This is a genomic window from Thermodesulfitimonas sp. (assembly GCF_052743955.1).
This window is the reverse complement of sequence record NZ_JBRAIN010000017.1, coordinates 1-21,063: the sequence shown is the minus strand read 5'-3', so window position 1 is coordinate 21,063 and position 21,063 is coordinate 1. Positions and strand designations below refer to the sequence as shown.

The window sequence follows — 21,063 nt, the reverse complement described above, 5'->3', positions numbered from 1 at the left end:
GGGGAGGCTCAGCACCGTCTCCGAACCGGCCGCGTCTGTCAACGGGAGTACCAAAGCTACCAGGTCATCGCTGAGAACAACGACTTCGTCTATCTCCCGCAACCTCTTGCGTAAGCGCCTGCCTATTTCGGCCACGTCCCGTCCGCCCGCCTTTCTTTGGGCGAGAATCAGGGTAAACTTGGTGCCCCCTCTCCTGGCACGGTTGATTTCTTTGCGAAGAAGTTTTTTCAGGGTTTCGGATGGGGGGTCTTTTTCGCCCCGGCCAATCAGCCTGTCAACCCGCTGAAGGAGCTGTTCGGAGGTAAAAGGCTTGCAGAGGTACTCTACAGCCCCTGATTTTACAGCCTCCTCAACTGGAGACGCTTTCGCGTCGACCGTCAGGACCATCACGGGAATGTAACGGTAGCCCGGCATTTCCTTTATTTTCCGGATCGTGGTTAAACCGTCGATGCCGGGCAGGTGAATATCAACAATGAGGAGGTCAAACGGGTCGAGGCTTCTTCTTGCCTTGACGAGGGCTTCTTCGCCGCTGGTCGCCTCCGCTACCTCGTAGCCCTCAGCCTCTAATAGCCTTCTTACAAAAAACCTGACGATAGAAGAATCTTCCACTAAAAGGATAGCCTTCTTTCCGCACTTCAAGAAAAACCACCCTTCACCCCAAAACAAAAATAGCCACCACTTTTGCGCACTTCCCGCGTCCCGTTAGGAAGAACGAAGGGCAACCTCGCAATAACCTCCTCAAGTCAAGAAATACCCGGCACCGGCATGATTTAAAGCCATCTTACCGAGCGCGGTTTACCGCCGGAACTTCGCGCGCCATCCTTTGCTGCACCTCCGCCAGTAAAAAGGCGTAGATGAAGGCGTCGATATCCCCGTCGAGCACCGCCTGGACGTTCCCCTGTTCAACACCGGTTCGGTGGTCCTTCACCATGCTGTAGGGGTTCAACACGTAAGACCGGATTTGGCTACCCCAGGCGATTTCGCGTTGCTCGCCGCGCAGCTTTGCGAGTTGGGCTTCCTGCTCCTTTATCTTCAAGTCCAGCAGCTTTGCCTGCAAAATTTCCATCGCCGCCGCCTTATTCGCCGCCTGCGAACGCTCGCTCTGGCAAGTGACCGTGATGCCCGTCGGCAGGTGGGTAATCCGCACCGCCGACTCGGTCTTGTTGACGTGCTGGCCGCCGGCGCCGCTCGCCCGGAAGGTATCGACGCGAATATCCTCTGGCTTTATCACCACTGCTGCATCCTCCTCTAATATCGGTAGAACGTCGACCGAAGCAAAAGAGGTATGCCTACGGCCGCTCGCGTCGAAGGGCGAGATGCGCACCAGCCGGTGGACACCGCGTTCCGCCCGCAGGTAACCATAAGCATTGGGGCCGTTAACCTCGAAGGTAACGCTCTTCAACCCTGCCTCGTCCCCGGCCAAAGAATCGAGGAGGCGCACCTCAAATCCCCGCGCCTCCGCCCAGCGGGTGTACATCCGGAAGAGCATCGCCGCCCAATCCTGGGCGTCCGTGCCGCCGGCCCCGGCATGTAGCGTAACGATAGCACTGGCCGAATCGTAAGGCCCGGCGAGCAAGACCGCCATCTCAAGCGCGGTCAAGCTCTGCGCCAGCCGCCTCACGTCGCCCTCTATCTCGTTAAGCAACTCCTGATCCGCTTCCTCTTCGGCAAGGTCGAGCAGCACCGCAAGCTCTTCGCACTCGCTGCTCAGGCGCTCATAATCCGCAAGCGTATCCCGCAGCCTAGCCAGCTGTCGCGTCACCGCCTGCGCGCGCGCCGGGTTCTCCCAGAAAGCGGGCGCAGCCATCTCCTTCTCCAGTCGAGCAATCTCTTCCCGCTTCCTGGCTACGTCAAAGAGAACCTCCGATGGTGGCAAGTTTCTCCCGGATCAGTTCAAGCTCTCGTCTTAAATCAATAAACAATTACCCACCCCTCCTCAGATTAACCTAAGTTAAAAACGCGAACCGCTCTTAAGCACCTTCCAGCAAAAGCCCGCGGTTTCTTTCGTCACCCCGTCGCTATCCGGTAGATACCTGGCGGCCGCAGCACTTCTTGTACTTCTTGCCGCTGCCGCAGGGGCACGGGTTGTTCCGCCCCACCTTCTGCTCACGCCGCACCGTCCGGCCACCATTATCTTCGGACTGCCTGTTTTCCACCATCTGCCGCCGCTCCGGTGCTACCGCCACCCGTGCCCGGAAGAGGTAGCGGATAGCGTCCTCCTGAATGGAGGCCACCATATTCTGAAACATCTCGTAGCTCTCAAACTTGTACTCGATGAGTGGATCCCGCTGGCCATAAGCCCGGAGCCCGATCCCCTCGCGCAACTGTTCCATCGCGTCCAGATGGTCCATCCACTTTTCGTCCACCACGCGGAGCAGGATCCACCGCTCTATCTCCCGCATCGTTGCCGCACCAAGCTCTTTCTCCCGGGAGTCGTAGAAGGCCTCGGCCCGTTCTAAAAGCAGTGCCTTGATTTCGTCCCGTCGCCTCCCAGCCAGTTCCGCAGGGTCGATACCGTCGGGTAAGAAAACCTGCGCCGCGTAGTTCGCCAACGCGTTTAGGTCCCACTCCTCCTGGTGGACTCCTTCCGGGCAATAGGTGGCCACTGCCCGGGCAATAACCTCTTCAATCATTTTAATGATAATTTCCCGCAGGTTCTCCTCCATCAGCACCTGACGTCGCTGCCCGTAAATAACCTCTCGCTGCTGGTTCATCACGTCGTCGTACTCAAGCACCTGCTTCCGGATAGAGAAATTACGGTTTTCTACCCGCTTCTGTGCTGCTTCGAGCGAGCGGGTCACCAGTGCGTGCTGGATCGGAACGTTTTCCTCTACGCCCAATTTTGTCGCGAGGTTCGCGATGGTTTCGCCGCCGAAAAGGCGCAATAGGTCGTCTTCGAGCGAGCAGAAAAACTGGGTGGAACCCGGGTCGCCCTGCCGGCCACAGCGCCCACGGAGCTGGTTGTCAATCCGCCGGCTCTCGTGCCGTTCGGTGCCGATGATGTGGAGCCCGCCAAGGGCCACTACTTTTTCCCGCTCGGCCTCCGTGATTTTGGTCTTCGCGGCCAAAATCTCCCGAAAAACCCGCCGCGCCTCCGCCACCTCAGGGCTGGAGGGCTCCCCGTACTCCGTCGCTTCAGCAATCACCGCCGGTGAATAGCCCAATCGGCGCATCTCTTCCTTCGCCATAAAAACAGGGTTGCCGCCCAGCAGAATATCCGTTCCCCGGCCAGCCATGTTGGTAGCAATCGTTACCGCCCCAAGTCGTCCGGCTTGAGCGATAATTTCGGCCTCTTTCTCGTGGTGCTTTGCGTTCAGGACGTTGTGGGGGATGCCCCGCTTTTTCAGCATCTCGCTGATAAGCTCCGACTTTTCGATCGAGATCGTGCCCACCAGCACCGGTTGCCCGGTAGCGTGGCGCCGGGCGATCTCCTCCACCACCGCCGCAAATTTGGCCCGCTCCGTTTTGAAGACCATGTCCGGCAGGTCTTGCCGGATCGTCGGCTTATGGGTGGGGATGACCACCACGTCGATCCCGTAAATCTTCCGGAACTCCTCCTCCTCGGTGGCCGCGGTGCCCGTCATCCCGGCCAGTTTTTTGTACATCCGGAAGTAGTTCTGAAAGGTGATCGTCGCCAGCGTCTGCGACTCGCGCTCGATTTTGACGCCTTCCTTCGCCTCGATTGCCTGGTGAAGTCCGTCGCTGTACCGACGGCCGAACATGAGGCGCCCGGTAAACTCGTCAACAATGATCACCTGGCCGTCCTTTACCACGTAGTCCCGGTCGCGCTTCATGAGGGCGTGGGCTTTGAGCGCCTGCCGGAAGTGGTGCATCAGCTCAATGTTTTTCTCGTCGCAGAGGTTATCGACCTTCAGCCACTTCTCTATCTTGGCAACGCCCGCTTCCGTCGGCGAAACCGTATGCGCCTTTTCGTCCACCACGTAGTCCTTACCGGCCTCCAGGCGCGGCACGAGGCGCGCAAAGGTATAGTAAAGGTCCGTCGGCTTTGTCGAAGCCCCCGAAATGATGAGCGGCGTCCGCGCTTCGTCGATAAGGATCGAGTCCACCTCGTCAACGATGGCGTAGTTGAGTTCCCGTTGCACCACTTCGTCGGGACTCAACGCCATGTTATCGCGGAGGTAATCGAAACCGAATTCGTTATTGGTGCCGTAAGTCACGTCGGCGTTGTAAGCCCTTTTCCGGGCGCTCCAGTCGAGGCCGTGGATAATAACCCCTACGCTCAGCCCCAGAAACCGGTAAATCGAGCCCATCCATTCCGCGTCCCGCCGGGCCAGGTAATCGTTAACGGTGACAATGTGGACACCCTTGCCGGTAAGCGCGTTGAGATAGGCGGGAAGGGTCGCCACCAGAGTCTTTCCTTCGCCGGTCTTCATCTCCGCGATGCGGCCCTGATGGAGCACAATACCGCCCATGAGCTGCACATCGAAGTGGCGCATGCCAAGCACCCGCCGTGCCGCCTCGCGGACAACGGCGAAAGCCTCAGGCAACAGGTCGTCCAAACTCTCGCCCCGCGCCAGGCGGTTTTTAAACTCGGCGGTCTTGGCGGCCAAGTCACCGTCAGGCAGCGCCTGAACCGCAGGCTCAAGCGCGTTAATCTCGGCAACCTTCCGCCGCAGCCTTTTGATCTCTTTAGCGTTATCGTCCAAAAGGTTAGATAATATCTTAATCAAGGTTTTTTCCCCCTCCGCATAAAATGAGGAACCTGTCGAATCCCGGTTCCTCAGCAAAGATGCCAGCAATGTCTTTTGTCTAAAAAATAATTTTAGCATGTCTGCGGCTTCCGTTCAACCGGTGCCGCGCTAAAGATCGTTCCTACATGAGGACGCTCAAGCGGCGGTTGATCGCGTCAAGCGTCGCCTTCACAATTGCTTCCGGCTCTTCCTCATCCACCACCGCACTCCCGGTAAGGAACTCCTCTCCCAGGGGCGAAAGCAGAGAAACCGCCACCAGGGCCACCTGCTTACCGGCCAGCGTGACCACCGTAAGGCCTTCCAGGATGAAGGAATAACCGCTCTCCGACTCGCTCTCAAGCGCACTGAGCATTGCCTGGGCGATGAGCCGGCGCCGGTTCCGGGCCGAGGCTGGCCCTACGGCCACGCCGCTCAGGATCTTGCCGCGGTTGGCAAGCTCTACCCGCACCTCTATCTTGTTACCCTTCGAGCTCATGTTAAGCCCCACAAAGCGCAGACGCTCACCCGAAGAGAGAGCGGGGCTTCACTTCCTTCTGCCGCCGGCTCCTGCAGGTGCGTGATAATAATGCTGGCGGGATCGACGTCCACCCCAAAATTTTTCCTCCGCCCCGCGACCACATCTGCGGTGATGCTGGCCGCGTTACGTTCCGCCCTCGCCAGAATCCGGATCTAGCTTATACTACCTTCGCCGTCCAGGACCACCCGGGCGGAAACCACGTCCGGGATGCCCCGTAACATTTCCTCGCACCGACTTAATTGCCCAGCGCCCAGTTTGCTCATGCTCAACCTCCTGGTTCGGTTAAACGCTAGTCTTCCGGCTCAATCAGACCGTAGTTGCCGTCCTTCCTCCGGTATAGGACACAGACAGCCTCCGTCTCTGCGTTCCGGAAGACAAAAAAATTATGTCCGAGCAAGTTCATTTGCATTATCGCTTCGTCTATATTCATCGGCTTAATCGCGAAGCGCTTTACGCGCACTACCTCATTCTTTTCCGTATCTTCTACCGGCTCTGGAGCAGCCACTTCTGCCGCCGGGACGTTTCCCACACGCGCCCGCCGGTTAAACCGGCTCTTATAGCGCTCGATCTGCTTCTCTAACTTCTCCACCACCAGGTCAACCGCCGCGTACATATCGTAGGTGGCTTCCTCGCCCCGGAGAATCATCCCGTTGACCGGAATCGTTACCTCTATCCGGTGATTCCCCCGTTCTACCGAAAGCGTAACCTGCGCCTCCGAAAGGCCGTTAAAAAACCGATCCAGCTTTGCAAGCCTCTTTTCAACGTAGCCCCGTAGTGCGTCCGTTACCTTGATGTTTTTCCCCCGCACGACCACCTGCATCGTTTCCCCTCTCCTTTCTGTACACCGACAGAGGTCCTTGGTATATTATTTCCTCTCTACCGAGTAAATTCCTGCCGCCCAGCCGGTTAACCCCCAACAAAAAAGACCCCGGTCGGCGGGCCGGGGTCTTCTCCCTCTCCAAATCTTACAGCTTTACCACGTTTGCCGCCTGCGGCCCCCGCGGACCATCGACGATTTCGAACTCAACCTCCTGACCTTCCTCCAGCGCCTTGAACCCCCGCTCCTGGATGGCAGAGTAATGCACAAAAACATCACCCCTACCGTCCATCCGCTCGATGAACCCGTAACCCTTCTCCTTGCTGAACCACTTGACTCGACCTCGCATTAAAACATCCTCCTGAAAAAATTTTCTCCCGCGGGATTGCCGCGTAAACCCATCCTATCATGCGGCGCCCCCCTTGTCAAGTTTTTCAGGCGGATATTTTCTTTGCCTGCATCCGGCGGGCTACCGCAGCGCATTACATATCCTACTCACCCCTTTACTACCTGCGTTGTAGGGGTCGGAAATCTCAGCGCGGCACTACGGGAAAACGAACTTCCGTCACCACTTCCGCCAGTAGCATCTCCGGAAAATCATCTGGATAAACCTCTTCCGCCGGCCCGGCCAGGCGGTAGCCGCAATTGTACACCACCTGAAAAAGAGCGGGCAACAGCCCGCCCACCGTAGCGTACCCGCCACGGCTTTCCGTAGCGACAACAACCCGGGCCGGCAGCTCTTTAACCGGCAGGTCATCCCCCCTCCTTGCCGGTAACCTCTCCCGCCACGGGAAGCTGAAGCTCCCACTCGCGAAAGGCCGGTGGCACTCCTTCGGGGTGGCTTCGGTAAACAAGTACCGGCGGGCCCACCACCGTTACGCCCTGCGCTTCAACCCGGGCGCAGAGCTCGTGAAAGGCGTCCGCCAGGCCGTCGTAAGCCCCCTGCCGGACCACGTACGCCACCCGGACGGGGGGCAATTCTTTAACTTCTGTAACCGGCCACATTTTTACCCCCACTTTCTTTTAAGTAACGACGTCCCTAAAAGGGAAACCGCTATGATTTTCGAGATAACCAGCGTTGATTTAGCGGTAAAAACCCTTATACTTAATATTATCGAGGAGGGAACAGAGATGCCCCGCAAAAAACTAATTTGGCTTCTTGCCGGCACTTGCGTCGCCATAGTCGTAGCGTTTACCTTCTTTTATCTCCCCAGCAACCAGAGCCACCCGAAGCGCCTCGCACCCCTGATGAAGACACCCGGAGCTCCAGCCCGCCCGGAATCCGCTGCAAAACATAATAGCCCCGCGCCGACACCAGTAAAGGTTGTCCTGTACTTTGCTGACAACCAGGCTATATATCTCCTCCCGGAAGAACGCCGCATCGTGCCGGGTAGCGAAACCCTTCCGAAAGCAGTTGTCCAGGCGCTGATTGCGGGGCCACGCTTACCTGGCCGAACCAGAACCATTCCGGAGGGGACCAAACTCCTGTCCCTTAAGGTAACCGGTGGGACCGCGATCGTTAACTTCTCCCGGGAGCTAAAAACAAAACACTGGGGCGGCTCGGCTGGCGAGCTGATGACCGTCTATTCAGTGGTCAACTCCTTGGCCCGGCTTCCGGGTATCTCCCGGGTTCAGTTTCTCCTTGAAGGGGAGAGGATCGAGAGCCTTACCGGCCACATGGACCTCACGCAGCCGCTCACACCCCGGTGGGACCTGGTAAAGCTCTAACTCGACCCGCTTAAATCTTTTAACGTTGAAGAACCTTAATCCCGCGGCCGGTGCAGCGGAAAGAGGATAACCTCCCGGATCGAGGCGGCGTTAGTCAGGAGCATCACCAGACGGTCGATGCCGATTCCCAATCCCCCCGCCGGCGGCATCCCGTACTCTAACGCCGTTACGTAGTCCGCGTCGAACATATGGGCTTCTTCGTCGCCAGCCCGTCGTTTTTCTATCTGCCTTAAAAACCGCTCCCGCTGGTCGAGCGGGTCGTTCAGCTCCGAAAAGGCATTCGCTATCTCCCGCCCGGCGATGAAGAGCTCAAACCGGTAGGTGAGGCGCGGGTCGTCTTCCTTCCTTTTCGCGAGGGGCGAGATATCCACCGGGTAATCGATGATGAAGGTGGGCTGGATAAGCTCTGGTTCCACGAACTCCTCAAAGACGGCGTTAACCGCCTCGCCCCAGAGGGCGTTTTCCGCAACCTCCACCCCTAACCGTCTGGCCGCCTCGCGCGCCGCCGCTGCGTCCAGCCCGCCGAAATCAACACCGCTTTTCTCCTTTACCGCGTCGAGAAAGGTGCGCCGGGGCCAGGGGGGTCTCAAGTTAATCACCGCCTCGCCGTACTTTATCTCTTCCGTCCCCAGGACCGCCCGCGCCACCGAACTGATCAGTTCTTCTGTGAGCGCCATCATATCGGTGTAATCGGCGTAGGCCTGGTAGAGCTCGAGCATGGTAAACTCCGGATTATGCCTGGTGGATAACCCTTCATTCCGGAAATTGCGGTTTATTTCGTAAACCTTCTCAAAGCCGCCCACCAAGAGGCGTTTAAGGTACAGCTCCGGGGCAATCCGCAGGTAAAGTTTCAGATCGAGGGCGTTGTGGTAAGTGATAAAGGGTCGTGCCGCCGCGCCCCCAGCAATAGGCTGCATCATCGGCGTTTCGACCTCGAGAAAGCCGCGGTCGTCTAAAAACCGGCGGATCTCCCGGATGATCTTGCTCCGCAGGATAAAGGTCTGGCGCACCTCCGGGTTGACGATCAGATCCAGGTAGCGCTGCCGGGACCTGAGTTCCACATCCCGTAAACCGTGCCATTTCTCCGGAAGAGGGCGCAGGGACTTTGCAAGAAGGGTCAGTTCCTTCACCCCTACGGTTATCTCTCCCGTTTTGGTGCGAAAAACAGTACCGCGTATCCCAAGGATGTCACCGATATCTATCTTCTTGAAGAGCTGGTAAGCTTCTGGCCCCACTTCGTCCTGGCGGACGTGAATCTGGATACGGCCGGAGAAGTCCTGCAAGTCGCCAAAGGCGGCCTTACCGTGACCCCGCTTGGCCATCAGCCTCCCGGCCATGGTTACCTCTCTTCCTTCGAACTGTTCAAAATCGTTCTTGATTTCGCCTGCGCTGTGCGTCCGCTCAAAGCGCCTGCCGTAGGGCTCCACCCCCGCCTCCCGCACCTCGCGCAGCTTTTCCCGCCGTACACGTAACAGCTCGTCCAACTCGGCTTCAGGATTTTGTACGCGCTCCGCCACCGGCCACGTCCCTTCCTCCGTCCTCATCGCGTGATGTCGCGAATCATAAATTTAAGCCGCCCGGCGGGGACCTCCACATCGACTACCGCCCCTTTAGACTGCCCGAGTAGCGCCCGCCCTACCGGCGACTCGTTAGAGATCCGTAAAGCCGTAGGATCGGCCTCCGCCGAACCAACGATGGTGTAGCGGTACTCTTGGCCGTCGCTCAAGTCCTGCAACAGCACGGTAGAGCCGATCCCCACCACGTCAGTGCCGACCTCGGCAGCGTCTATGACGCGCGCGTTCCGTAGCATCTTTTCGAGGGTAATGATCTGCCCTTCGATAAAGGCCTGTTCGTTTTTCGCGTCCTCGTACTCCGAATTGTCCGTTATATCGCCAAACTCGATCGCCTGCTTAATCCGCTCCGCCACCTCCCGACGCCGGACAGACTTCAAGTTGGCCAACTCCTCTTCGAGCCGCCGTAGCCCCTCGGTAGTCAGAATAACTTCTTTTTCCTTCAACCACAATCTCTCCTTAAAAAATCTTAATTCGGGAGGTTCTGCCCCTGATACAATAACAATTATGCACTACCGCGCTTCTTATGCGGGGTAGCAGCAACCGCCTATAATAAAGACTTTGCACTGTGCAGATGAAACCGCACAGTGCCCCCTGAACCTTTGGCCCACATTACAAGGAGTGCCTCACCTCCTGTCAAGCCTTCCGCTTCTGCTGCGCCGCTGCCTTTATCTTCTCAATGGCTGTCATATCTATCGCCCGCTCAAAGCTCCGGAAGCCAGCGAGTTTGAACCCGTGCTTTTTCGCCAGGGCCGCTATCTCTTCCACCTTTTCCGTGCTTAATTCCCGGCCTAGCGTAAAGGATTCGTAGCGGCGCTCCAGCGCTAAGATCATCGTCTCCGCCATACAGGCGTAAGCGGTTTTTGGCGGAAAGCCAAAATCCAAATGAAAATCAACGTCGCCGGGAACCGCCACCACCCCACCCTCGATAACCAGTACGTCCGGCCGTTCTACAGCTACACGCCGGGAGACATCGCGCGGCCGTGCCACGTCACAGACCACCGCGCCGGGCTTCAGGTATTCGGGCTCGATCACGGTATCCACCGCGCTGGTCACCGTGATGACAACGTCCGCCCCCCGCAAGGCCTGCACAATATCCGTAGTGATCTTTGCGGCCCGACCCGTCCGGTAAAGGATGCGGTCAGCCACCAACTCTAATTTCCCCTCGTCCCGGCCCACCAGAGTTAGGTCCTGCGCTTCGCGCGCCAGAAGCTCGGCGCAGACCCGGCCAATGGCGCCCGTAGCACCGACAACCACTACGGTTGCCGTGGCCAAGTCATGGCCCATCAAGCGCGCTGCCTCCCTGGTTCCCTCAACCGCCGTCGCCACCGTATAGCTGTTACCGGTGGTAACGGGAATCCGGAGGCGCTTGGCAATGCTCACCCCCGCATCGCCTACCACCTTCGTGAAAGCGCCCAGCCCCAGGATCTTCGCCCCTAATTCTTCGGCCAGCCGCCCCGCCCGGACGATCTTCTCCGTTACGTAAGCGGCGGGGAGGCTCATGATCTGCCGCGCGGTGAGGGGGCAGGAGACAAACCAGCCCTCGGCCTCCGCGTAAGGCGAACGGATCCCGGTAATATGGGCTACTTTAAACGGCGGCAGAAGCTTTATCGCCCGCTCTACTAATGCGGCCGGCAAAAGGCGCGTAAAAGGGAATTTCCGGGCCACATCCCGCACGTCAAGCGGGTGAATGACAAAGGCGAAACGTTCCATCAAGCTTACCTCCGCGGCAATCGGCTTAGCCTTGCAGGAATAAAAACACCTTAAAACATCTTAGCAGGAGTTTCCCTCAGGAACAAGTCAAAAACTCCGCCAGAAGTAACTTTATCTCTGCCGCACTTTCCGCCCGGTAAAGCAACTCCCGCAGCCGCGCGGCACCTGGTAAGCCCCGCGTGTACCAGTCGGCCTGCCGCTTTATCTTTGCTATCGCCCGGGGTCCCTCAAAATGCTCTAAAAGCGAGCAGTGTCTGAGGGCTGTGGCCACCCGCTCTTCCGGTCCCGGTGGCGGCAAAAGTCGTTTTTCTTCTAAAAATCTCTGGCAGGCGGCAAATAGCCACGGATTGCCCCGCGTCGCCCGCCCGATCATCACCGCATCACAGCCGGTTGCGGCAACAAGCCGGGCCGCGTCTGCGGCGGAGCGTACATCACCGTTGCCGATGACCGGGACCGCCACCGCCCGCTTTACCGCCGCGACGATCTCCCAATCGGCCCTTCCCAAAAAAAACTGGCTGCGGTACCGCCCGTGGACAATTACCGCATCCGCGCCAGCGGCCACTACCGCCTCGGCCACCTCGACGGCGTCAGGCGAGCGCTCGTCCCAGCCTCGCCGCATCTTCACCGTCACCGGTAGCGCAACCGCCCTCTTGACCGCGGCGACAAGGGCGGCGGCGCGCTCCGGCCTTAGCATCAGTGCCGCACCGGCACCGCTCGCCACCACCTTGTCCACCGGACATCCCATGTTAATGTCGATCGCCGCCGCCCCAGCATCTGCCGCCAACGCTGCGGCCACCGCCATCTCCTCCGGCTCGGCCCCGAAAAGCTGCACCACCGTCCTGCCCTCGTCTCTTAGATCCAGAAGTTCCGCTGTTAGCGCGGGATTTCTAGCCAGCGCGGCGGCAGCAATCATCTCGGTCCACGCCAGCCGGGCCCCATACTCGTAGGCAATCAGCCGGAAGGCTTTATCGCTGACTCCGGCCATCGGCGCGCTCACCACGGGAAAACCCGCACCGAGGAGGACGCTAAACCCGCTGGTTGCGCTCATAAATCAAGCGGAGGCCAGTAAGAGTGAGATACGGGTCGATTTTTTGAATCGTCCGGCTCTCCCGGGCAACAAGCTCCGCCAGTCCACCTGTAGCCACTACCCGCGCCTCTTCCTTGAGTTCCGCCCGGATGCGGCAGACGATTTCGTCCACCAGCCCGACAAAGCCAAAAACAATTCCGGCCTGCATGCTGTGGACGGTGTTCCGGCCGATAACCGTTGGCGGCGGAACGAGGTCCACCCGCGGCAATTTGGCCGCCCGGCTGAAAAGTGCTTCGCAAGAGATGCCTACTCCGGGCGCAATAACCCCGCCTATATATTCTCCTTTGGCGGAGACAACGTCGAAGGTGGTTGCCGTGCCAAAGTCAACCACGATAAGCGGCCCCCCGTACAGGGTGTAACCGGCAGCAGCGTTCACTACGCGGTCGGCCCCCACCTCCCGTGGGTTCTCGGTCTTCACCGGAACCCCCGTCCGGGTCCCCGGCCCCACCCAGAAGATCTGCCGCTCGAAATAACGCCAGCAGGCTTTCTCAACCGCAGGATTCAGCGGCGGCACTACCGAACAGGCCACAATGCCGGTTACTGCTGCGGGAGCCAGCGCCTCCTCGCGAAGGAACTGTCGGAGCAGCAGACCCATCTCGTCGGCGGTCTGCTCGCGCCTGGTCGTAAGACGCCAGGCCGCCGCAAGCGCCTCGCCCCGAAAGACACCGACCGAGATGTTGGTGTTGCCGATATCCAGTACCAGCAGCATTCTGTTTCCTCCTTACCGGCTTCCCCTCACAGCGGCCGGGGGACTACCGCAGCCGCCGCAATAGATTCTCCTTACGCTTCAGCCTTATCCTCTCCGTTTCCCCTTTCGGAAAGCCACGGTTTCTGTTTTAAAGTGACCTCGCCCCCTACAAAGCGCCGTTTCGTTCCGTCCGGAGAGGCGAGGACAAGATGCCCTTCGGGGTCAACCCCGACAACCGTGCCCCTGGTTACGCTACCGCCGAAGCAGATCTCCACTTCACGCCCCAGGAGGCAAAGGCGGCGCTCGTAGTCCTCCCGGAAAGGCGCAAACCCTTCCCGGCACCAGCGGCTGTAGTACCGCTCGGCGGCAGTAAGAATGGTAGACAGGAGCTGCGGGCGGCTCAGCGCCTCCCCAGCAAGCTTTTGGAGTGAAGTAGCCGTCTTCTGGAGCGGTGCGGGGAAAGAGGTGATATTTACGTTAAGCCCGCCGCCCGCAACAACAAAGTGAACCGCCTCCGCCTCCGCCCCAAGTTCCACCAGGATACCCCCGACCTTTTTCCCCTGGTACATAATGTCGTTTGGCCACTTCACTTCGACTGGCGGCAGCGGAAAAGCGGCGAGTCCGTCGCTAACGGCCAGCGAGAGTAGAACCGGCAGGCTCTGGGTCGCCGCTGGTGATACGGGAGGGCGGAGGATAAGCGAAAACCACAAGCCGCCGGGAGGAGAGTGCCACGCACGGCCTAGCCTGCCCCGACCGCCAGTTTGCTCTTCAGCGACAACCAGCGTACCTTCCGGAGCACCCTGGCGGGCAAGCTCTTTGGCGATATCGTTCGTGGAGGAAACTACGGGGTAGAAATAATAGGGCCGGCCAAAATTCCCTTGCACCAGGGGCAGAAAAAGTGGCGGGTATAGCGCGTCGGGCACTTTTAAGAGCCGGTAACCGCGCCGGGGACTCCCCGCGATCTCGAAACCATCCTCCCGTAACGCCTTGATATGCTTCCAAACTGCACACCGGGAAACGCCGAGAGCGCTACTCAGTTCCGCCCCGGATATAAAGCCCGCAGCCCCGAGCAAACGGGATAGCAGCTTCTCGCGCAACGACACAACCGCTAACGGACCTCCACGATCTCCAGCGAAATATCAAGAGCGCGTACCGAGTGGGTGAGCGCCCCTACAGAAATAAAGTCTACGCCGGTTACCGCCACCTCCCGGATGTTTTCTTCCGTAATCCCGCCGGAAGCCTCGACCAGGGCCCGCCCGCCGATGCGCCGAACCGCCTCCCGCATCATCGCTACCGGCATATTATCCAGCATAATGATGTCGGCCCCTGCAGCAAGCGCCTCTTCAACCTCGTCCAGGCTCTGGACCTCCACCTCGACCTTTAGGGTATAGGGGGCGCGCGCCCGCACGCGCGTCACTGCTTCCCTTATGCCGCCGGCAGCCCGGATATGGTTATCTTTAATCAGCACACCGTCGAAAAGACCGAACCGGTGGTTCCGCCCACCGCCAGCCCGCACCGCGTACTTTTCGAGCGCCCGCAAGCCCGGTGTGGTCTTTCGCGTATCGAGAACCACCGCGCGCAACCCTTCAATCGCCGCCACCAGCCGGCGCGTCCGGGTAGCAATACCCGAAAGATGGCGCACAAAATTCAGCGCCACCCGCTCCCCCGTCAGGATCGTCCTCGCCCGCCCCGTAACCACGGCGAGCACAGCCCCCGCCCTAACGGCGCTACCCTCCGCAACCTCTGCCCGAAACTCGGCCTCCGGATCGAGGCGCTTAAAAACCCGCCCCGCCACCGGAAGGCCCGCAACAACTCCCTCTTCCTTAGCGATGAACTCGGCCCGCGCCCAAAGTGTCTCCGGGACGATACTTTCCGTAGTGATATCGCCGGGACCAAGGTCTTCCCGCAAGGCCGTATCGATAAGCCGATCAAGCCCGGCAACTAACTCGCCGTCCAAGCTCCTACACCTGCCGCCGCAGGATGATATGTTTCCGCCAACGCGGCTTACTTTCGGGGTAATCGGTGCGGTAATGCCCGCCGCGAGACTCCGTCCGCATCAGTGCCGCCTCGGCAATCAGTTCGGCCACATCAAACATATTCCGAAACTCCATCGCTTCGGGCGTCCGCACCTCCCGGCCGCGCAGCCACTCCCATTCCTCGAAACGCCGCAAGACGGCCTCCAGCCCGGCAGCCGTGCGAACAGGGCCGACATATTCCTGCATGAGGGACTGCAATTCGGTGCGCAACGCGGCGATATCAGCGCCTGCCAGTGGCTCTAGCCCCTCACTTGCCGCGTGGTTTTCCACCGGCTCCGGTAAAAAGAAGCGGGCATGCTCGACAATCATTCCGCCAAAAACGAGACCGTTGAGAAGGGAGTTAGAGGCCAACCGGTTGGCGCCGTGAACCCCCGCGCAGGCCGTCTCGCCACAGGCGTAAAGTCCTTTAATATTTGTTTCCCCGTGAACGCCCGTCTTAACCCCGCCCATGAAATAATGAGCCGCCGGCGCCACCGGAACGAGGTCCCGGGCCAAATCAAGTCCGTAACTTTTAAGCCGCTGCGTAATCGTCGGGAAACGCTCCCGCACCTTCTCCGGGTCGAGGTGGGCGAGACTCAGGTAAACACTTTCACCACCATCCGCTGCCAACTCCTTCAGAATCGCACGCACCACAACATCGCGCGGCGCCAACTCGGCAAGGGGATGGTAACGGGGCATAAAACGCTCGCCACGAGAATTTAGAAGGAGGCCGCCTTCCCCGCGAACAGCCTCCGAGATTAAAAAACGGGGAGCACCCTTTAAATTGAGCACCGTAGGGTGAAACTGGATGAACTCCATATCCATAACTTCCGCACCAGCCCTGTAGGCAAGCGCTATACCGTCACCGGTCACTACCGGCGGGTTAGTGGTATCCCGGTAGACCTGCCCGGCACCACCAGTGGCCACAACCACGATACGGGAGCGAAAGACCCGGAGTTTACCTGCCGTACTATCCCAGACCAATACCCCCCAGCAGACACCGTGACTAACCAGCAAATCGACCCCAAAATGGCCCTCAAGCACTTGGATGCGGGGGTTTGTGCGCACTGCTGCAGAGAGAACGCGTTGGATTTCGGCGCCGGTCGCGTCGCCCGCCGCGTGGAGGATACGCCGCCGGGTGTGCGCTCCCTCCCGGGTAAGGTCCAAGCGACCGTTAGCCCGGTCAAAACGGGCGCCAAGCTTGATCAGTTCCTCGATTCTTGCAGGGCCTTCCGTTACCAAAATCTTTACCGCGTCCGGGTCGCAAAGGTCAGCTCCGGCCTTAAGTGTATCTTCGTAGTGCAGGACTGGTGAATCGCTGGGGCCTACCGCCGCCGCTATCCCTCCCTGAGCCCGCTCCGTAGCCGTATCGTCTATACCGCGCTTTGTTAGCACCACAACATCGCCCCAAAAGCGGCTCGCCGTATGTGCCGTGTATAAGCCAGCGATACCGCTACCTAGGACGAGGAAACTGCATTCAGCCACGTCAAGTTCCCGGGTATCAAAATTCAAAAGGTAGCGCCCCATCATTACAACCCGCTCCTATCCCAGCGTGAGCATCCGTTCTACCGCCTGCACGGCCCGTTTCCTAACCTCTTCCGGCACCGTCACCCGGGGTGCCAGGTCGCGGAGCGCTCGGTAAACCTTATCGAGCGTCGTTCGTTTCATATTCGGGCAGACCAGTCGCGGGGAGGCAAGGTAAAATCGCCCCTCCGGATGCTGCTTTCGAAGTTGGTGCAAAAGTCCTTCTTCCGTTACCACGATAAACTCCTGCGCTGTACTTTCACGGGTGTAACGGAGCATTCCGGAGGTGCTGGCTACCTTATCCGCAAGAGCGAGGACCTCCGGCCGGCACTCAGGATGCGCGATGACCTCAGCCGCAGGGTGTTCTTCTTTCGCTTTAAGAATCTCCCCAGCCTGTATCTGGTCGTGCACAGGGCAATAGCCATCCCAGAGGATAATCTTACGGTCGGGGCTCTGCGCCGCCGCATACAGCCCGAGATTACGGTCAGGAACGAAAAGGATCTCTTTTTCTGGGGGTAGGCTCTGAACCACTCTGGCAGCATTAGCCGAGGTGCAGGTAATGTCGCTCTCCGCCTTAACCGCCGCCGTTGTGTTTACGTAAGCAACCACAATCGGTTTATGCAACTCTTCCTTGCGCGCCCGCAGCGCCTCGGGAGTGATCATCTCGGCCAGCGGGCAACCCGCCTTGGGATCGGGAAGGAGGACCATCTTTTCCGGAGAGAGAATGGCCGCCGTTTCCGCCATAAAGTGGACGCCGCAGAAGACCAGGACTTTAGCCGCGGTTGTTGCCGCCCGCCGGGATAACTCTAGCGAGTCGCCGATAAAGTCGGCGATATCCTGAATCTCCGGCCGCTGGTAGTAGTGGCTCAGGATTAGCGCATCGCGCTCCTCCTTCAACCGCCTTATCGCCGCGCTCAGCTCCGCACCGGTTTCTCCCATTAGAACCTCTCCGAACCATCCCGGCCCAAGTTAACCTTAATTCTAACGGGACCGGCACCTTTCTGTCAATACGGTTAGCAGGAGCCCTGGCCTTCTTCGCGCTTCACTTCCGCGATGCGGTTGTTCTCGTCCACGACCACTATCCGCGGGCGGAAGCCCCGTGCCTCCTGATAAGGGATAAAGGCGTAGGCGATGATAATTATTTTGTCGCCCGGTTCGCCCAGACGGGCTGCCGCACCGTTGAGCGCAACGATCCCAGACTCCCGCGGCCCGGCGATAGCGTAAGTTTCTAGACGCGCCCCGTTATTGATATTCACCACCTGAACCCTCTCGCCCGGGAGAATATCGGCCGCATCTAAAAGCGCTTCGTCAATGGTGATGCTTCCCGCATAATTCAGGTTCGTTTCCTTAACTGTTGCCCGGTGGATCTTGCCGCGCAACATCGTAAGCAGCATCCTTACCTCACCTCTACCAGCACGTTATCAATCAGCCGCGCCCGACCAAAGCGCGCCGCAACCGCAATCAGAACCGGTCCGACCCCAATCTTTTCGACCGGTTTAAGATCGGGCCAGCTTACTACCTCGGCGTAGTCAAGCTGCGCTAACGACTCGCTCCCTATTTCCCTTACAAGCAGTTCCTTGATCTTGGCCGCATCCCTTTCCCCCGATAGGACCGCCTTTTCCGCTAATTTGAGGCTGCGGTAGAGCACCGGCGCCGCCCGTCTCTCTTCAGGGTTCAGGTAAATATTGCGGGAGCTTACAGCAAGACCGTCCTCTTCCCGGACCGTGGGGTGGGCTTTAATCTGCACGGGAAAATTGAGGTCTGCTACCAAGCGCTGAATGACTACCACCTGTTGCGCATCCTTCATTCCGAAGTAAGCCACATCCGGCTGCACAATATTAAAGAGTTTGGCCACCACTGTCGCCACCCCCCGGAAATGGCCGGGACGCGAACGCCCGCATAAAACCTCCGTAACGCCACCCCCTACTTCCACAGTAGTCACAAACCCCTCCGGATACATTTCGGCTACCGTCGGGGCGAAGAGCGCATCGGTCCCCGCAGCGCGGCAGAGCGCCTTATCCCGCTCCAGATCCCGCGGGTATTCCCGATAATCCTCCCGCGGGCCGAACTGGAGCGGGTTAACAAAAATGCTCACCACCAGGAGATCAACCGCTGGGTCTGCTTTCGCCGCTTCCATCAACGCCACGTGGCCCCGGTGCAGAAAACCCATCGTCGGGACGAAGCCCACCCGCTTACCTTGCGCCCGCATCTGGGCCAGGTAGCCCCGTAGAGCCGCGATATCCTCGAAAACTTGCATCGGCGAGCCCCCCTCTCTTATGCCATAGACTTAAAGATCCCGCGCCGTGTGCCGGACGCAAACCTTTCTGGCACCACGCGGTAATACACTTAAGGCTTCTCTTTACCGGCATAAAACTGGGCCAGCTCTTCTGGCGGCATCGTAAAAGTGTGCTCCGGACCGGGAAATTGGCGGCGCTGCACCTCTTCCCGAAAGGCACCAAGCGCCCGCATAACCTCGTCCACTAAGTTCGCGTAACGTTTAACAAACTTCGGCGCGAACCCTCCGTAAAGCCCGAGCAGGTCGTGGGTTACCAATACCTGGCCGTCACAGTCCACCCCCGCCCCGATGCCGATTGTGGGCACCGGTATATTTTCGGTAATGTAACGCGCCACTTCTGCAGGAACACACTCGAGCACAATCGCAAAGACGCCGGCTTCGGCCAGGCTGAAGGCGTCCTCTACCAGGCGCCGCGCCGCAGCCGCCTGGCGTCCCTGAACCCGGTAGCCGCCAAGCTGGTGCACGTACTGCGGAGTTAGCCCAATATGCCCCATAACCGGAATACCGCTCGTCACGATCGCCTTCACCGTCGCTGCAAACTCCCGTCCGCCCTCTAACTTCACCGCCTGCGCTCCCGCCTCTTTTAGGAAGCGTCCCGCGTTGCGTACTGCCTCCTCCCGCGAAGCCTGGTAGGAAAGAAACGGCATATCGCCGATAACCATTGCCCGCGAAACGGCACGCGCTACAGCTTTTGTATGGTGAAGCATTTCTTCCATGGTAACCGGAAGGGTCGACGGGTAACCGAGAATGACGTTACCCACCGAATCCCCGACCAGAATCGCATCAATCCCCGCTTCGTCCACCAACCGCGCTGTGGGAAAGTCATAAGCGGTTAGCATAGTAATTGGGCGCTTTTCTTCCTTCCAGCGTCGAAAATCGGCCGTAGTGACCCGCTCCTTACTCAACCTACTTCACCTCACCCAAAATTCTTTTCAGTACCGCTGCGTCTTCCTCCCTTAGACCCTTACGCACCGCCAGATCTACCGTATAGAGCCCGAGTAGCCGGTAAAATTCCCATTCTGCCGCCGTCATCGCCTCCTTGTGCCGCCGGATGGTCTCAACATCGCCACGCGCGATAGGACCTGTCAACCCCGCCACAGGCCCAACCGCCCCTACATTCTGTAAGGTGCCCTGAATTAAAGGGAGAAAAGCCGGGAAGATTTTCTCCTCCGGGAGCCCCGCCCGCCTAGCCAGCGCCAGAAAGAAATCGAGAAGGGTAACGAGGTAGTTCGAAGCCACGCAGGCTGCCGCGTGGTAGAGCGGCTTCGCCTCCGGCGCAATCGCGAAAAACTCCCCACCGAGATCAGCGACCAGCTGCCGCGCCAGGGGCAGCGCCGCCGCATCGCCTTCAAAGGTGAAATAGGATCCTGGAAGCCGCGCCACCGCTAGTTCAGGCGAAGCGAAAGATTGTAGCGGGTGGAGGGAAAAGATGGCCGCCCCGGCCCGGCGCGCCGGTTCCAGGACCGCTGCCGGCAGCGCCCCGCTGGCGTGCCCCACAAACTGCCCGGGACGGAACCCGCCGCCCGCAAAGATTTCCGCCGCCACCGTACCGATAGCTCCGTCCGGCGTAGTGAGCCAGACCAGGTCCCCTTCCCGCGCCGCGGCCGCGTTCGGAAGCACCCGCGCCCCCGTCTTTGCCGCCAGTCGCGCCGCCGCCGCTGGGGTCCGGCTCGCCACAGCGACCACGGGGTAACCCTTCTCCTGCAGCCGCAGGGCTAAGGCTGTGCCCACCTTTCCCGCGCCGACTATTGCTACTTTTGGGAGCAAGAGCGTCACCTCCCCTTTGAAAAATAAAAACCTCCCGGACCCGGTATCCGAAAGGCAAAAGCTACCAACCTCCCGTCTCGGTCCGCAACGGCTCCAAGCGGTTATGTCCGGTCAAAACCAGAAAACGGTGCGGCTCCGTTAAGATGCCGCCCTTAACAAAAATCCCCCAAGCCGCCTATATTTTAACACAGCCCCGTAACGCAGGCAACCATTATGGCTTTAGATATACCACGAGTGTCTTCGTCCCCTGATCCCACCCGACCGTGCCCCCGCTGGCCACGACAAAAGGCCGCAACTCCACCCAGGTCCGGCGCGTTCAATGATCTGCAGGAGCACACCCACGACAGCCCGGTTATTGATTACCAGGCGCGGCACGGGAGGCGGCGTTGGCGCCAGCACGAGGCTATAGTGGGTAGCCACCGCCCGCGCTACGTCCTTTTCCTTCAGCCCGCCCGGGCCAACCGCCCCCGGATCATAACCGCCGTGGCCCGGATCGAGACACACCCGCATCTGCCCTCACTCCCCTTAATGATGACCAGTTCGCCGGCGGCTGTTCTGGTCTGCTTCGCTCCCGCTCACTCCAAAATATTGCGTGAGGGCATAAAATGCTACTGCGCAGCAGAAAAAA

The 21,063-nt window shown here is 59.4% G+C and carries 23 protein-coding genes; 1 reads left to right on the top strand and 22 read right to left on the bottom strand.

Features of this window, described 5'->3' with window-relative positions; all coding sequences use genetic code 11:
* The 8 genes from ACUVTA_RS02630 to ACUVTA_RS02595 form a co-directional block, all read right to left on the bottom strand.
* Positions 1-639: response regulator (locus tag ACUVTA_RS02630; protein WP_445951431.1), on the bottom strand; the 639-nt coding region annotated here is incomplete at its 3' end.
* Between the two features lie 142 nt (positions 640-781).
* A protein-coding gene (gene prfB, locus ACUVTA_RS02625; protein ID WP_445951430.1) for a peptide chain release factor 2 occupies positions 782-1,922 on the bottom strand; the annotation gives its coding sequence in 2 pieces (ribosomal slippage) (positions 782-1,852 and positions 1,854-1,922; 1,140 coding nt in all).
* Positions 1,923-2,018: 96 nt separating this feature from the next.
* Positions 2,019-4,691: a preprotein translocase subunit SecA gene (gene secA / locus ACUVTA_RS02620; protein ID WP_445951429.1), complete on the bottom strand. Its 2,673-nt coding sequence runs from the start codon at positions 4,689-4,691 to the stop codon at positions 2,019-2,021.
* A 142-nt stretch (positions 4,692-4,833) separates the two neighbouring features.
* Entirely contained in the window at positions 4,834-5,187 is a 354-nt protein-coding gene (locus ACUVTA_RS02615) for a hypothetical protein (protein WP_445951428.1), read from the bottom strand.
* Positions 5,188-5,518: 331 nt separating this feature from the next.
* A complete protein-coding gene (hpf, locus tag ACUVTA_RS02610; protein ID WP_445951427.1) occupies positions 5,519-6,049 on the bottom strand; it encodes a ribosome hibernation-promoting factor, HPF/YfiA family in 531 nt (176 codons plus the stop codon).
* Between the two features lie 145 nt (positions 6,050-6,194).
* The gene (locus ACUVTA_RS02605; protein ID WP_445951426.1) at positions 6,195-6,395 is read right to left on the bottom strand and encodes a cold shock domain-containing protein; all 201 of its coding nucleotides are present in this window, start codon (positions 6,393-6,395) and stop codon (positions 6,195-6,197) included.
* 184 nt (positions 6,396-6,579) lie between these two features.
* The gene (locus ACUVTA_RS02600) at positions 6,580-6,720 is read right to left on the bottom strand and encodes a hypothetical protein (RefSeq protein WP_445951425.1); all 141 of its coding nucleotides are present in this window, start codon (positions 6,718-6,720) and stop codon (positions 6,580-6,582) included.
* Positions 6,721-6,799: 79 nt separating this feature from the next.
* Positions 6,800-7,051, bottom strand: coding sequence for a GyrI-like domain-containing protein (locus tag ACUVTA_RS02595; protein ID WP_445951424.1), 252 nt, complete (start codon positions 7,049-7,051; stop codon positions 6,800-6,802).
* Positions 7,052-7,102: 51 nt separating this feature from the next.
* On the opposite strand from ACUVTA_RS02595, the gene ACUVTA_RS02590 reads away from it, so the two are divergent.
* Complete coding sequence (locus ACUVTA_RS02590) at positions 7,103-7,774, top strand: GerMN domain-containing protein (RefSeq protein WP_445951423.1); 672 nt, start codon at positions 7,103-7,105, stop codon at positions 7,772-7,774.
* 35 nt (positions 7,775-7,809) lie between these two features.
* Here the strand turns inward: ACUVTA_RS02590 and lysS are convergent, their stop codons facing one another.
* The 14 genes from lysS to ACUVTA_RS02520 all read right to left on the bottom strand — a co-directional run bounded on the left by lysS (position 7,810) and on the right by ACUVTA_RS02520 (position 20,945).
* Positions 7,810-9,318: a lysine--tRNA ligase gene (gene lysS, locus ACUVTA_RS02585; protein ID WP_445951422.1), complete on the bottom strand. Its 1,509-nt coding sequence runs from the start codon at positions 9,316-9,318 to the stop codon at positions 7,810-7,812.
* On the bottom strand, positions 9,315-9,791 hold the full coding sequence (gene greA, locus ACUVTA_RS02580; protein WP_445951421.1) for a transcription elongation factor GreA: 477 nt from the start codon (positions 9,789-9,791) through the stop codon (positions 9,315-9,317). Before greA ends, lysS begins: the two co-directional genes overlap by 4 nt.
* Positions 9,792-9,981: 190 nt before the next feature.
* Positions 9,982-11,058 carry an NAD(P)H-binding protein gene (locus ACUVTA_RS02575; RefSeq protein ID WP_445951420.1) on the bottom strand — a complete coding sequence of 359 codons (1,077 nt, stop codon included), beginning with the start codon at positions 11,056-11,058 and terminating at the stop codon, positions 9,982-9,984.
* A 76-nt stretch (positions 11,059-11,134) separates the two neighbouring features.
* Positions 11,135-12,106: a tRNA dihydrouridine synthase DusB gene (gene dusB, locus ACUVTA_RS02570; RefSeq protein ID WP_445951419.1), complete on the bottom strand. Its 972-nt coding sequence runs from the start codon at positions 12,104-12,106 to the stop codon at positions 11,135-11,137.
* Positions 12,084-12,854 (bottom strand): type III pantothenate kinase, encoded by a 771-nt coding sequence (locus tag ACUVTA_RS02565; protein WP_445951418.1) that lies wholly within the window; start codon positions 12,852-12,854, stop codon positions 12,084-12,086. The genes dusB and ACUVTA_RS02565 overlap by 23 nt, the downstream gene beginning before the upstream one ends.
* Positions 12,855-12,925: 71 nt before the next feature.
* A complete protein-coding gene (locus tag ACUVTA_RS02560) occupies positions 12,926-13,936 on the bottom strand; it encodes a biotin--[acetyl-CoA-carboxylase] ligase (RefSeq protein ID WP_445951417.1) in 1,011 nt (336 codons plus the stop codon).
* Positions 13,937-13,941: 5 nt separating this feature from the next.
* On the bottom strand, positions 13,942-14,790 hold the full coding sequence (nadC, locus tag ACUVTA_RS02555; protein WP_445951416.1) for a carboxylating nicotinate-nucleotide diphosphorylase: 849 nt from the start codon (positions 14,788-14,790) through the stop codon (positions 13,942-13,944).
* A 4-nt stretch (positions 14,791-14,794) separates the two neighbouring features.
* A complete protein-coding gene (nadB, locus tag ACUVTA_RS02550) occupies positions 14,795-16,378 on the bottom strand; it encodes an L-aspartate oxidase (protein ID WP_445951415.1) in 1,584 nt (527 codons plus the stop codon).
* 12 nt (positions 16,379-16,390) lie between these two features.
* Positions 16,391-17,311 carry a quinolinate synthase NadA gene (nadA, locus tag ACUVTA_RS02545; RefSeq protein ID WP_445951414.1) on the bottom strand — a complete coding sequence of 307 codons (921 nt, stop codon included), beginning with the start codon at positions 17,309-17,311 and terminating at the stop codon, positions 16,391-16,393.
* 74 nt (positions 17,312-17,385) lie between these two features.
* Positions 17,386-17,766: an aspartate 1-decarboxylase gene (panD, locus tag ACUVTA_RS02540; protein WP_445951413.1), complete on the bottom strand. Its 381-nt coding sequence runs from the start codon at positions 17,764-17,766 to the stop codon at positions 17,386-17,388.
* A gap of 2 nt (positions 17,767-17,768) precedes the next feature.
* The gene (panC, locus tag ACUVTA_RS02535; RefSeq protein ID WP_445951412.1) at positions 17,769-18,629 is read right to left on the bottom strand and encodes a pantoate--beta-alanine ligase; all 861 of its coding nucleotides are present in this window, start codon (positions 18,627-18,629) and stop codon (positions 17,769-17,771) included.
* Between the two features lie 89 nt (positions 18,630-18,718).
* Positions 18,719-19,573 (bottom strand): 3-methyl-2-oxobutanoate hydroxymethyltransferase, encoded by an 855-nt coding sequence (gene panB, locus ACUVTA_RS02530; RefSeq protein WP_445951411.1) that lies wholly within the window; start codon positions 19,571-19,573, stop codon positions 18,719-18,721.
* 1 nt (position 19,574) lies between these two features.
* Positions 19,575-20,435, bottom strand: a complete 861-nt coding sequence (locus ACUVTA_RS02525; protein WP_445951410.1) for a Rossmann-like and DUF2520 domain-containing protein — start codon at positions 20,433-20,435, stop codon at positions 19,575-19,577.
* 219 nt (positions 20,436-20,654) lie between these two features.
* A complete protein-coding gene (locus ACUVTA_RS02520; RefSeq protein WP_445951409.1) occupies positions 20,655-20,945 on the bottom strand; it encodes an N-acetylmuramoyl-L-alanine amidase family protein in 291 nt (96 codons plus the stop codon).
* Positions 20,946-21,063: the final 118 nt, after the last annotated feature.

Excerpts from the sequence above, each read along its gene's own strand:
- hpf (WP_445951427.1), bottom strand. The coding sequence starts at position 6,049 with ATGCAGGTGGTCGTGCGGGGGAAAAACATCAAGGTAACGGACGCACTA.
- panD (WP_445951413.1), bottom strand. The coding sequence starts at position 17,766 with ATGCTGCTTACGATGTTGCGCGGCAAGATCCACCGGGCAACAGTTAAG.
- ACUVTA_RS02595 (WP_445951424.1), bottom strand. The coding sequence starts at position 7,051 with ATGTGGCCGGTTACAGAAGTTAAAGAATTGCCCCCCGTCCGGGTGGCG.
- ACUVTA_RS02575 (WP_445951420.1), bottom strand. The coding sequence starts at position 11,058 with ATGGAACGTTTCGCCTTTGTCATTCACCCGCTTGACGTGCGGGATGTG.
- lysS (WP_445951422.1), bottom strand. The coding sequence starts at position 9,318 with ATGAGGACGGAGGAAGGGACGTGGCCGGTGGCGGAGCGCGTACAAAAT.
- ACUVTA_RS02615 (WP_445951428.1), bottom strand. The coding sequence starts at position 5,187 with ATGAGCTCGAAGGGTAACAAGATAGAGGTGCGGGTAGAGCTTGCCAAC.
- ACUVTA_RS02520 (WP_445951409.1), bottom strand. The coding sequence starts at position 20,945 with ATGCGGGTGTGTCTCGATCCGGGCCACGGCGGTTATGATCCGGGGGCG.
- nadB (WP_445951415.1), bottom strand. The coding sequence starts at position 16,378 with ATGATGGGGCGCTACCTTTTGAATTTTGATACCCGGGAACTTGACGTG.
- ACUVTA_RS02565 (WP_445951418.1), bottom strand. The coding sequence starts at position 12,854 with ATGCTGCTGGTACTGGATATCGGCAACACCAACATCTCGGTCGGTGTC.
- ACUVTA_RS02590 (WP_445951423.1), top strand. The coding sequence starts at position 7,103 with ATGATTTTCGAGATAACCAGCGTTGATTTAGCGGTAAAAACCCTTATA.
- dusB (WP_445951419.1), bottom strand. The coding sequence starts at position 12,106 with ATGAGCGCAACCAGCGGGTTTAGCGTCCTCCTCGGTGCGGGTTTTCCC.
- ACUVTA_RS02605 (WP_445951426.1), bottom strand. The coding sequence starts at position 6,395 with ATGCGAGGTCGAGTCAAGTGGTTCAGCAAGGAGAAGGGTTACGGGTTC.
- nadA (WP_445951414.1), bottom strand. The coding sequence starts at position 17,311 with ATGGGAGAAACCGGTGCGGAGCTGAGCGCGGCGATAAGGCGGTTGAAG.
- panC (WP_445951412.1), bottom strand. The coding sequence starts at position 18,629 with ATGCAAGTTTTCGAGGATATCGCGGCTCTACGGGGCTACCTGGCCCAG.